This window comes from uncultured Vagococcus sp., from assembly GCF_963518325.1.
GTDB lineage: Bacteria > Bacillota > Bacilli > Lactobacillales > Vagococcaceae > Vagococcus_D.
On sequence record NZ_CAUQJB010000017.1, the window covers coordinates 45,978 to 57,555 of the forward strand.

Consider the following 11,578-nt stretch of genomic DNA (forward strand, 5'->3'; position numbering starts at 1 on the left):
AGAAGTCCCCTTAAGGAACCTCTAACCATTTATAAAGGACTTTGCTGAGCCCTTACCACCTTTTTCTGTAACAAACTAATCCCATAAAGAACATACCCAAGGACAATAAAGGCCATCACTAAAATCAATACATTCATTAATACCCGACTTCAGCCATTCAAATCCGAGTTAATAAAGAAATAAGGATATCTGCTCTGATTTCCTAATTGCGGAATAGCACCGCCAATGGGAGCTCTCACAATTGAAAAGAGCCAGTATGCCAGCGGAATAATCAGCCATGTCACAGAAGATAATTTCGTTAAGGTTGATTTATCAGCAAAAATTAACCAGTCGATACATACCATTACCGGGGTAAAGGTATGAGCTAAAAAGTTGGACCAATTATTGACTGAGTAAGCCACATCAACTGGCATTTGTGGCGCAAGGACAAAGTTGTAAATCAGTCCTGTCACTAAACTCATCAAGGTTAAGGCTCCCATAATCGTAGCGTTGAAATCAACTGCTACTAGCCTCTGAGCCTTACGGGACACCAATAAGCTTTTAAGCAGTAAATAGCCGTAACTAATAAGAATCACAAGATTACTTTGAATGGTATAAAAAATCAGCTGAGAGCTATCAAACTGGCCAGATAATAACCCTAACATCAGCAGCATTCCATAACCAGAACCTGTCACTAGTACAAGACGACATAATAATTTAATTATTGCTTTTATTCGTGCTCCTTTAATTGTTCTTTCTTAAGTCCTTTATGGGCATTCAGCCAAGCCACCTTTTAATTACACCATTAAAAAACTTAATTCAAAAAAACTGAGGCCGGGAATTTTGTCCCAGCCGCAGATACTTTTTACGAATATGGTGCGATAGACGCGCTCCGAAAGTCTGCTCTCTTCGATATCCCTTATCTATATATATTACAGCATTAAAGGTCGGATAGAGTTAAGGTATCGAAGCTTGCGTAGTGCTCGGAGCATGTGTTGATCTGTGGCAAGTTGTCCAACGAGAAAACAAACAACTTTATGTCCCACCTTGAGTTAAATTTTTATGATCTTTTTTCATTTGGCAAAACTTTATTTAACGCGATAGCTGCAATCGATGCAGTCGCTACAGGTGAACTTAGTAGATACTGTAAAAATTGAGGTAATGTGCTCACATAGTCCTTTGGAATAAATGTCAAAGCCAATGTGATAATAATCGGAATAGCTATGACATACGTTTCTTTCTCTCCGATTTCGATCACCTTCATGACTTGGAAACCGCTAATGGCGATAATACCACAAACAACTACAAAAACACCTCCGATTACGGCAGAGGGAATAACTGAAATCAGCGCCGACAATTTCCCTGAAAAACCAAAAACGATAAACCAAACACCTGCTGCCGCGAAGACTTTCCGACTGGCAACACCTGTAATTGAAATAATTCCTGCATTAGTAGAATAGCCAGTAACTGGCGTTGAACCAAGGAGACTCGCCACTAAGCAACCAATCCCTTCACCGATAACCCCACGATTTAATTGTTTGTCCGTCAATTCTTCATCACAGACATTGCTCACAGCGAACCATGTTCCCGTAGTTTCTGCCATTAACACGATGTAAATGATTATCATCGTAAAGATCGCCGAAGGATTGAAACTAAAACCAAAATCCTTAAAGGGCAAATGAATCATCGAAAACCAGCTAGCATCGCCAACAGCAGATAAATCCAATAGCCCCATAAAACTAGCTGTTACTGAGCCAATGATTAAAGCTAGAATAACTGAAGCGATTTTAATCATACGCCCCTGTTTTGGAAAAATCGAGGCCGCCAATGAACAAACTACCAAAACAACTGCGGCTAAAGTTGCCAATAGTAAATTTTGATTAATCGAGCCACCAGCCCCATTAAAAATATTATCATTTAAGGCAACTGGCATCAGAGATAAGCCAACGATTAAAATGATAGTTCCGCCGACAATTGGCGGCACAAATTGTCGAATCATTTTATTAAAGACGCCAGTAAAACCCAATAAGGTAATCGCAATCGCCCCCACTAAAGATGCCCCTAAAACACTGGACCAGCCTGCTGTACCACTACCATTTGCAAAATAAATTCCTGCAACTGCACCAATAGGAATAAAGGAAGGTCCTTGAGCCACAGGCAATTTCATGCAAAAGTAAGATTGAATAATCGTGGCAATTCCCGCTGATAAAAAAGTAGCCTGAATTAAGGCTGAGGTGTCTTTAGCGCTCAACCCAATAATCGAGGCAATTATAAATGGCACAACATAGACATCCATGGCCAACACATGCTGAATGCCCAATAAAATTGCCTGTGGTGTTGAAACTGGTTCATTTGGCCCAACGGTTAAGCGGGCATTTATTGTTTGCTCTTCTCTAATTGTGGTTTCCATTAGTCGCTCCTTTGGTGTGCACAAGTTGACCTTGTACCCAGACATTTCGAATGTTTGCTGCTTGACTCATATAGATTAGTTTTTGGAAAACATCGGTTAACGCTTCGTCTTGATCAAAAATCGGCAACCTTGCTTCTGGGACATCTGCTTTAATAACTAAGGCATCCCAGGCATAACCTTTTGCCAGTTTACCAATCGGCAAGGAAAGAGCTTGACCACCACCCGCAGTCGCATGGTAAAAAGCTTCATTTAGTGTCACGCTTGATTTAGGCACCCCCCGCTCAGTACTAGATAAACGAGTATTTACTCCATCTTCCAATAAACGTGATGACATAACCGCTTGTTTGATGTTATCAAAGATACTCTTTGAAAAACCTCCACTTATATCTGTTCCCAAGCCTATTTCCAACTGAAAGTCCTCAGCGTATTCTTTCAAAGGAAGCACACCGTTAGCAAAATAAGCATTGGAAATGGGGCAATGTGCAATGGCAGTTCCTGTTTCCGCAAAAAGTCGAGCATCTTCTGTTGTTAAATGGTTGCAGTGTGCCATCACTGATTTATCCGCCAACAACCCAAAGTCATTTAAAGCAAAGGCATCATTTTTCCCAAAACGCTCTCGAACATATCCATGCTCCCAATCACTTTCGCTGCAATGTGACTGGATATGAACATCGTATTTAGCAGCCAATTTTCCAAGTCCGTCTAGGGCCTGATCCGTACAACTTGGAATGAAACGTGGTGTGACTACTGGGTACACCCCTTGTTTAGTAGTTTCATTTAAGCGCTGGACCCGTTGAATAAACGCCTCGGTCGCATTTAGCGCCTCCTCTGTTGACCCATCTCGGTAATACTCAGGATTTTGCTCTGGATCGTCCATGACGACTTTTCCAACTAAACCACGCTGCCCCTTAGCAGCACAAATTTCGGCCAAACGAAAACTGGCTTCTTGATGAACCGTCGCAAAATATAAGCCTGTGGTTGTACCAGCCCCTAAAAGTTGCGCCACTAAATCAGAATAAACCTGATCCGCAAACGCTAAATTGCTGTACTTAGCTTCTAAAGGGAACGTATACGTATGCAGCCAATCCGCCAGCGGAATATCTAATGCGGTCCCAGACTGCGCCCACTGAGGGGCGTGGATATGCAAATCAACCATTCCTGGTAGCAGATACTCATTTTCACCTAAAGCTATAAAATATTCCGATTGTTCGTATTTTGCTAAAATCGAGTCATAAGATGACTCCTTCCTTTCGATGACCTCCGCAATCACACCATGATCATCAATCAAAAAAAGTGCATCCTTTAAAACATCAACTTTTTGTCTGTCACGACTAGTAAAACCAGTTCCTTTAATTATTAGTGAGTAAGTCAACTTAACGGCTCCTTTGTTGTTCGAGTTATGATTAGTAGAGCTCATTATACGACAAAAGAAAGGTGGAAATCAATAGCAATGACGTAAAAACATCTACATAACATCTATATAGTTCGTGTTTTGCATAATCCCCAGAAAAGAAATATGATTGGCAACAATTTTGTGATAACATGTATTTAAGTCATATGACGTATGAAAGGACATTAACTTGAAATACATCGAATTTGGTATCGGTAACACGTGGTTGGTGAGGACAGAATTTGAAGAAGCTGACAAGGAATATGAATGTCAAGGTATCGTTGGTCCCCTCATTCCAGTGGGCTACTATTTCCGCCTCTGGATCGGCAAGAGCGTTTTTATTATAAGTACGAATGAAGGTTTCAAACAAACCAAAAAAAAACACAACACCTTTAAATTCATTTTCGGCATCCAATCCAAACTAAAGAAGGACAATTAGCGGTGATAACTAATTGTCCTTCTTTTTAACAGACGTGTTGGCCACCGACATAAGTAGCAACTACCTTTGTTTTTGCCAACGCGTCTGGGTCATCAAATAAAATATTATGATCTAAGACAACAAAATCGGCTAGAGTCCCCACACTTAAATGACCAATATCTTTGCGACTCATGGCCTTAGCTGCCCCAAAGGTATGAGCCGTTAAAGCTTGAGCAATCGTGATCCCCTCCTGAGGATTAATACCCGCCACAGGCAAACCATCCTGACCTTGACGAAAGACGGCATAAAAAATACTGTCAAGCGGCGTCACATCCAAAACGACAGGCGTATCGGTACCAAATCCTAAAATAGCATGGTTCTCAATAAATGTGTTGAAGGCAAACATAAAGGGCAATCGTTCTGGCCCAACTTCATCCACTAAACTTTCGTACCCAACTAATAGATGACTGGGTTGGACAGATAATACCAGTTGAGGTTGGCCGACACGCTGGAAATCTGTGGGATGGACACACTCCAAATGTTCCAATGTGTTGTATTTCCCTTCCGACATAGGATGGCGTTCATAACTTTCAGCGTAATAATCCAAAGCTAAATGAGTGGCTCGATCCCCTACTACATGAATTCGCATAGGTAAATCCAAGCGATTTGCCTCTAGAATAAAAGCTCTCATTTGATCCAAGGGAATCAATGTCTGACCGCTTTCCCCAGGGTAGTTCGGCTCGGGATACTCTTCCATCATTAAAGCCGTTCGAGTGCTTGTAACCCCATCAAAAAACTGCTTAACCCCGCCTAAGGTCAGATAATCTCCCGTTAATTCCTTTTTCATTGTTAAAATCCGCTCTGTATCTTCCCGCATGGCAGGATACAGACTAATTCTCATGGTCGGTGTCTCTGCTAATAATTCTTGATAAACAGCTGGGTAGATTAAATCATCCCCTTTATCACCTGTTAAAGCGATATCGGTACAACTTGTAATGCCAAACTGATTTAAATAACTCATATACTCACGATAATCCGCCACACTGTTCTCCCGATAAGGCGCTAAAATTTTGCCTAAATAGTAGATGGCAATCGCTTCAAAGAAAACGCCTGTGCACTGTCCATCTTCAATGACCACCTCGCCACCGATCTCACGTGGGATTGATTCAGGTGTAATGCCCAAAGAAATCATTGCTGCAGAATTAAGCCATAGCGTATGGGCATCACCAGAGATCATGCCACAAGGTTCTTCGCCAAAATACCGATCCAAGGACTCTTTGGTCGGCAAGTGATCTTCTTCCCAGTCACTGCTGTACCAGCCAATAGCCACCGTCCACCCCTTATACGGCTTAAAACGACTGGCTTCACGAGCGTAGGTCTCTTCTGAACGCGTGATCAACGGATGAATTTTTTGCTGATGAATGAGGGCCGATAGAAAAAAATGAGTATGCGCATCAATAAACCCAGGAACGACCATTTGTTGACTATAATCAAGTAACACAGCCCCTTCACCGATTGATGGTTGACCTTGCTCTTCTGTCAAAATTGCTTTAATTCGTTGCTCTTCAATTTCCAGATAACCAGCAAAGGTTTGACCACTGATGGCATCGTAAATATAATCACTTTTCACAAACATATTGTCACTCTCCTACTGGGCCATTTTCAAATTTAAAAATAACTCATTATATCGTTCTAACGTCACTTGATCCAGTAAATTGTAATGCTCCATTTTGCTAATTTGCTCAATTGGCAGATACATTCCCTGATCCTCCGTTAACTCTTTCGGCAACTGCTTGCGACCGGCTTCATTGGGTGTCGCATATCCCACATACAAGGAATTGCGAGCTGCATGGCCCGGTTCCAACATAAAATTAATGAAGGCATAGGCAGCTTTTGGGTTACGGCTACTTTTAGGTATAACTAAATTGTCCGTCCAAATATTACTCTGATTTTCAGGAATCACATACCTGACATCCTGATTTTCCGCCATTACGGCACCTGCGTCGCCTGAGTACGCAACGGCCAGATTAGCCTCATTAATTTTCATATAGGTCTTAATTTCATCGGTCAAAATCGCTTTAACATTTGGTAATAGTTGTACTAATTTTTCATACGCCTCTTGTAGCTCACCCTCATTCGTTGTATTACTTGAGTACCCCAGGGTTTGTAAGGCGATTCCAAAGGTTTCCCTGGCACCATCTGACAAGATTAATTGATTCTTAAATTCCGGGCTCCACAAATCTTCCCAGCTATTAATTTTCGAGCCATCAATTTCTTTTGAATTATATAAAATCCCAAAACTTCCCCAAAAATAAGGAATTGAGTAGCGGTTTTTAGGGTCGAACTCGCCATCTAATAAATAAGATGAAAGGGACGCCATGCCCTTTATTTTACTGTGATCCAATGGCAGTAATAACTTTTCTTTAGCTAACTTCTCCACCATAAATTCACTGGGAACGGTTATATCGTATTGGGTTCCCCCTTGTTTCAACTTAGCTTCCATGGCCTCATTAGAATCAAAGGTTTCATAAATAACACGGTATCCCGTCTCTTCTTCAAATTCTTTGATAAGTTCAGGGTCAATGTAATCTCCCCAATTAAACATCACCAATTTCGTTTTCGGATCATTGGACTGCGGTGTCGCTGCATTTAATAACTGGTTACCACTAAATAAAAGTAAAATAATCACACTGATACTGCCTAAAAATATCGATAATTGCTTCACTGTCGTTCCCCTTTATCCATATAGTTTCTGTTAAATAATCACGACTATCCCTTAAGCTTCTAAGTGAAAAGAAGCTAAACGTCTCACTCGTTCTCTTGATTATGCCGATCGATCAGTGGAACGAGAAGTTCGGATTATTATACGACCTGTCACTAGAATCGCCTGCTAAAAAAGCAATACATGTCATCTTAATAAGTTTTAAGCAAAAATGCAATAGCTCTGCTTAAAAAACGTTAAATTTTTAATACTTTGCCAACGGTCAACAATTAATCATTTAGGCTGTTCCCCTTTACACGAACGCTCGTTCCCTGTACAATTAACTAAAGCCCATCAGGGCAGATTGCCTCAAGGAGGAGCAGACCATGATAGACTCTTATTATCTCACAAATCAACAGGCACGTAACTTATTACTTCTGCGTCAAGGTTTACTTGGTGCAAAGCAGTATCAGGGGAAAACAGGAACCCTGGATTATATCCGTGAGATTGGTTCTTTACAATTTGATCCAATAGATATCTGCGGACGAACAGCAGATGTCACCTTGCTCTCTCGAGTAAAAAGCTATCGTAAATCGTATTTGGAAGAACTGCTCTATTCCGATCGGCAATTGATCGATTATTTTGATAAAAATCTGGGGATATTTCCGATTGAAGATTTCCAACAATTTTACTACAGTAAAAAAAAGCACCAGGAACAACAACGAAAAGTGGCGAATATTGAGATGATTCGGCCTCTTATCACCTCTACCATCTGGGAAAAACAATTCGTTTCCGCTAATGATTTTGATATGAATCAAAAAGTTGACTGGGATTGGGGACAAAATAAATTATCGCGAGCTGCCTTGGAATATCTTTATCACAGCGGTGAATTGCTGATTCACCATAAAGATAAAACGCGTAAATTCTACACTTTACCGGAACTAGTGATGAGTGATCCTAAACTGACTCGTAATCAAAATCCTTTCCCATCCCAGCAAGCCTTTTACACCTGGATGGTACAACGACGAATTTCTAATGTGGGATTTCTCTGGAACAAAGCCTCAGATGCCTGGCTAGGCATTGGATTTAAAGCAGCTGATCGCCAAAAAAGCTTCGACGAACTACTGAAACAAAACGCCTTAATCGAACTGATTATTGAAGGACTTACTGCCCCCCTTTATTTATTAAAAAAAGATCAACACTTCCTTGAAACGGTCCTAACAACTGAGCGTTTCACCCCTAGACTGGAGTTTATCGCTCCCTTAGATGCCTTAATCTGGGATCGCAAATTAATCAGTGCTTTATTCGATTTCGACTATAAATGGGAGATTTATACCCCTGTTGAACAACGACAATTCGGTCATTACGTTTTGCCCATTCTTTACGGTAATCGCTTCATCGGTCGGATTGAGCTAAAAGTCAACCGCCAAGCCCAACATTTGGAACTGGCTAATTACTGGTTGGAAGACAAAGAAAAACTAACCAAAACAATCGAAAACAAGACCAATGCCGCTCTGAAACAAATGGCTCTCTTCAATGACTGTTTAACATGGGAGACACTCCCTTCTACCAATTAATTGAAAAACAGACGATTGTCGTGTCGTTAGACACTGGCAATCGCCTGTTTCTTATCTTTAGCCCCGGTAGCCAAACAAAGGGCTCATCGGGGTATTTTCATGGATGCGTTTCAGGGCATCCCCCATTAACTCAGAACAGGTAATAATATCCAAATTAGGCAACTTGGCCTCTTCCGGGATATCAACTGAATCAGTCACACAAATTTTCTTAAAGGGAATCTCACTTAAGAGTTCTGCTGCATTAGCGGAAAAAACACCATGAGAGGCACAGGCATACACCTCTTTTGCCCCTGCTTCCAATAACACCTTGGCCGCTATTCCCAGAGTTTCCCCTGTATTGATGATGTCATCAACTAAAATGCAGGTTTTTCCAGTCACATCGCCAATCACATAACCACTACGTACATCCGCATCTCGGTCTGATTGATCCACAATTGCCAATGAAGCATCTAGGTACTGACTTAGCACACGAGCTCTAGCAACCCCGCTATTTTTGGGTGAAACTACCACGATATCTTCACCTGTTAACTGGCAATCCTGATAATGTTTAGCAAACAATGGCATCGTAAACAAATTATCAACTGGAATATCGAAAAAGCCTTGCAACTGAACCGTGTGCAAATCAAGGGTTAAGACACGAGTGGCTCCTGCTTTTTCTAATAGATCTGCCACTAGTTTGGCAGTAATCGGTTCTCTTGGTTTAGCCGTCCGATCCTGACGGGCATAACCGTAGTAGGGCATTACAATATTAATCGTCTTGGCGCTTGCTCGCTTAAGAGCATCGATCATAATCAGTAATTCTAATAAATGGTCATTCACTGGATAGCTGGTACCTTGGATGACATAGACCTCATCGCCACGGATGCTTTCTTCAATATTAATGGTCATCTCGCCATCACTGAATTTTTGGACACTACTCTTTCCTAATTCTACCCCCACAACCGCCGCAATTTTTTCTGCAAGTGGTTTGTTTGAGTTCAAACTAAAAATCTTTAAACATGGATCTTCATAAGATTCTGGCATAACGTCCTCCATTTAACTATTTTAGGGTGTTCACCCAACTTTATCCTTAATCTCTTCTATTCTAACAAAGTTTTTGTGAAATTACATCTAGAATTACTTTTAATTGGCAAATATCGGCATATTGACCAGAACACTAATTGAATTTGTTCGTTTATAATCGATAGGAGTATGATATATTAGAAGCAGTTAAACCAATTCCCATATGAAAGGACGGCAGATTCATGTCAAAAGAAACACCTAAAAAAACCGCCTGGTACTCCGCTCAGTGGGGAACTCCTACCTATGACGATCAGCGCTTGTTTGAATTATTAACCGTCGGCACCTTTCAAGCAGGACTAAGCTGGAAGGTCGTCGTCGGCAAGCGCCCCGTTTTCCTGCGACATTTTGCCAACTTTGAACCTAAAATAGTGGCAGGCTTTATGCCGGATGATTTGGAACGTATTATCAGTGATCCTGAAATGATTCGCAACCCGCGAAAAATAGAAGCCACCATTAACAACGCTCAAGCTATTACACGTATTCAAACAGAATATGGTAGTTTTGCTAATTTTTTATGGGACTTCGTCGGCAATCCCCCTCTTCAATTTGAATATGTAGAAGCTGGTGATGTACCGAACCAAAGCGCCCTTTCTGCAAAACTAGCTAAAGAATTAAAAAAACGAGGCTTTAAATTTGTCGGCCCGATCATCACCTATATGTTTATGAAAGCCAGCGGTCTTGTACAGGATATCGTCTTGGAATAGCTCTGACTAACACCTTTCACTGGTTGAAGGGTGTTTTTTTACACATGAATGAATATTTATTCTTAAAACACTTGTTTTTATGTATATTTAGTGATAATATAGATTGAAATTGCATATGGAGGGAACAATTATGAAAGAAAAAATTATTTTAGCCTATTCAGGTGGTTTAGATACATCCGTGTCAGTACAGTGGTTAGTCGAAAAAGGATATGACGTTATCGCCTGCTGCCTAGACGTTGGTGAAGGAAAAAATCTGGAAGCCATTAAACAAAAAGCCTTAACCGTTGGCGCCAGCGAATCTTATACAATTGATGCGAAAGAGGAGTTTGCCCATGACTTTGCCTTGATTTCACTACAAGCTCACACAATGTATGAAAATAAATACCCATTAGTCTCCGCATTATCTCGTCCCTTAATTGCCAAGAAGTTAGTGGAACTGGCCCATGAAGTTGGCGCCACAACGATCGCTCATGGTTGTACTGGAAAAGGGAATGACCAGGTTCGTTTTGAAGTGGCCATTGCAACTCTTGACCCAAACTTAAAGATTATTGCACCTGTAAGAGAATGGAAATGGTCTCGTGAAGAAGAAATTAACTACGCCAAAGAAAAAGGGATTCCCATTCCTATTAATTTAGATAGCCCCTACTCGGTTGACCAAAACTTATGGGGTCGCGCCAATGAATGTGGCATATTAGAAGACCCTTGGGCAACACCGCCAGAAGATGCTTATGACTTAACAGTCAGCTTGGAAGCAGCACCTGACACGCCAGATTACGTTGAAATTGCTTTTGAACAAGGAATTCCTGTTTCCTTAAACGATGAAACCTTAAGTTTGGCTAATTTAATTTTAACCTTAAACAGCATGGCAGGTAAACACGGTGTTGGTAGGATTGATCATGTAGAAAACCGGTTAGTGGGAATTAAATCTCGTGAAGTCTACGAATGTCCCGGCGCCATGACTCTCTTATTGGCTCACAAAGAATTAGAAGATTTAACACTTGTTCGGGAATTAGCACACTTTAAACCAATCGTTGAACATCAATTAAGCCAAGTCATTTACAACGGCTTATGGTTCAATCCTTTAACAGATGCCTTAATCGCTTTTATTAAATCGACACAAGTTTACGTCAACGGTAAAGTTCGTGTGAAATTATTCAAAGGGCACGCCATTGTCGAAGGACGCACCTCACCTAATAGCTTGTACAACGAAAACTTAGCGACTTACACATCTGCTGATACGTTTGATCAGGATGCTGCCATTGGCTTTATCAAACTTTGGGGCTTACCATCACAAGTCCATGCAGAGGTTCAAGCCTCGCTAGAAGGGAACTAATTAG

The 11,578-nt window shown here is 41.0% G+C and carries 10 protein-coding genes; 4 read left to right on the plus strand and 6 right to left on the minus strand.

All coding sequences use genetic code 11. The features are described from left to right. Nucleotides 1–149 precede the first annotated feature (149 nt). The 3 genes from RWN13_RS14015 to guaD form a co-directional block, all read right to left on the minus strand. Complete coding sequence (locus tag RWN13_RS14015; protein ID WP_314064818.1) at nt 150–644, minus strand: Pr6Pr family membrane protein; 495 nt, start codon at nt 642–644, stop codon at nt 150–152. A gap of 395 nt (nt 645–1,039) precedes the next feature. After that, complete coding sequence (locus tag RWN13_RS14020) at nt 1,040–2,377, minus strand: solute carrier family 23 protein (protein ID WP_314064914.1); 1,338 nt, start codon at nt 2,375–2,377, stop codon at nt 1,040–1,042. Further along, nucleotides 2,373–3,761 carry a guanine deaminase gene (gene guaD, locus RWN13_RS14025; protein WP_399553674.1) on the minus strand — a complete coding sequence of 463 codons (1,389 nt, stop codon included), beginning with the start codon at nt 3,759–3,761 and terminating at the stop codon, nt 2,373–2,375. The genes RWN13_RS14020 and guaD overlap by 5 nt, the downstream gene beginning before the upstream one ends. 208 nt (nt 3,762–3,969) lie before the next feature. On the opposite strand from guaD, the gene RWN13_RS14030 reads away from it, so the two are divergent. Beyond that, on the plus strand, nt 3,970–4,218 hold the full coding sequence (locus RWN13_RS14030; protein WP_314064823.1) for a DUF3977 family protein: 249 nt from the start codon (nt 3,970–3,972) through the stop codon (nt 4,216–4,218). 25 nt (nt 4,219–4,243) lie between these two features. On the opposite strand, the gene RWN13_RS14035 is transcribed toward RWN13_RS14030, so the two are convergent. Then, nucleotides 4,244–5,833 carry an amidohydrolase family protein gene (locus RWN13_RS14035; RefSeq protein ID WP_314064826.1) on the minus strand — a complete coding sequence of 530 codons (1,590 nt, stop codon included), beginning with the start codon at nt 5,831–5,833 and terminating at the stop codon, nt 4,244–4,246. Nucleotides 5,834–5,845: 12 nt separating this feature from the next. Further along, nucleotides 5,846–6,922 carry an ABC transporter substrate-binding protein gene (locus RWN13_RS14040; protein ID WP_314064829.1) on the minus strand — a complete coding sequence of 359 codons (1,077 nt, stop codon included), beginning with the start codon at nt 6,920–6,922 and terminating at the stop codon, nt 5,846–5,848. Nucleotides 6,923–7,284: 362 nt separating this feature from the next. On the opposite strand from RWN13_RS14040, the gene RWN13_RS14045 reads away from it, so the two are divergent. Beyond that, a complete protein-coding gene (locus tag RWN13_RS14045) occupies nt 7,285–8,475 on the plus strand; it encodes a DNA glycosylase AlkZ-like family protein (protein ID WP_314064831.1) in 1,191 nt (396 codons plus the stop codon). A 57-nt stretch (nt 8,476–8,532) separates the two neighbouring features. Here the strand turns inward: RWN13_RS14045 and RWN13_RS14050 are convergent, their stop codons facing one another. Next, the gene (locus tag RWN13_RS14050; RefSeq protein ID WP_314064833.1) at nt 8,533–9,498 is read right to left on the minus strand and encodes a ribose-phosphate diphosphokinase; all 966 of its coding nucleotides are present in this window, start codon (nt 9,496–9,498) and stop codon (nt 8,533–8,535) included. Nucleotides 9,499–9,719: 221 nt separating this feature from the next. Here RWN13_RS14050 and RWN13_RS14055 point away from each other — a divergent pair, with 221 nt between their 5' ends. Beyond that, on the plus strand, nt 9,720–10,241 hold the full coding sequence (locus RWN13_RS14055) for a DNA-3-methyladenine glycosylase I (RefSeq protein WP_314064836.1): 522 nt from the start codon (nt 9,720–9,722) through the stop codon (nt 10,239–10,241). A gap of 130 nt (nt 10,242–10,371) precedes the next feature. Then, a complete protein-coding gene (locus tag RWN13_RS14060) occupies nt 10,372–11,574 on the plus strand; it encodes an argininosuccinate synthase (protein ID WP_314064839.1) in 1,203 nt (400 codons plus the stop codon). The last annotated feature ends 4 nt before the right edge of the window (nt 11,575–11,578 follow it).

Bases quoted from the DNA above. Each gene is read 5' to 3' on its own strand.
- RWN13_RS14015 (WP_314064818.1), bottom strand. From the start codon at position 644: ATGTTAGGGTTATTATCTGGCCAGTTTGATAGCTCTCAGCTGATTTTT.
- RWN13_RS14035 (WP_314064826.1), bottom strand. From the start codon at position 5,833: ATGTTTGTGAAAAGTGATTATATTTACGATGCCATCAGTGGTCAAACC.
- RWN13_RS14045 (WP_314064831.1), top strand. From the start codon at position 7,285: ATGATAGACTCTTATTATCTCACAAATCAACAGGCACGTAACTTATTA.
- RWN13_RS14050 (WP_314064833.1), bottom strand. From the start codon at position 9,498: ATGCCAGAATCTTATGAAGATCCATGTTTAAAGATTTTTAGTTTGAAC.
- RWN13_RS14055 (WP_314064836.1), top strand. From the start codon at position 9,720: ATGTCAAAAGAAACACCTAAAAAAACCGCCTGGTACTCCGCTCAGTGG.
- RWN13_RS14060 (WP_314064839.1), top strand. From the start codon at position 10,372: ATGAAAGAAAAAATTATTTTAGCCTATTCAGGTGGTTTAGATACATCC.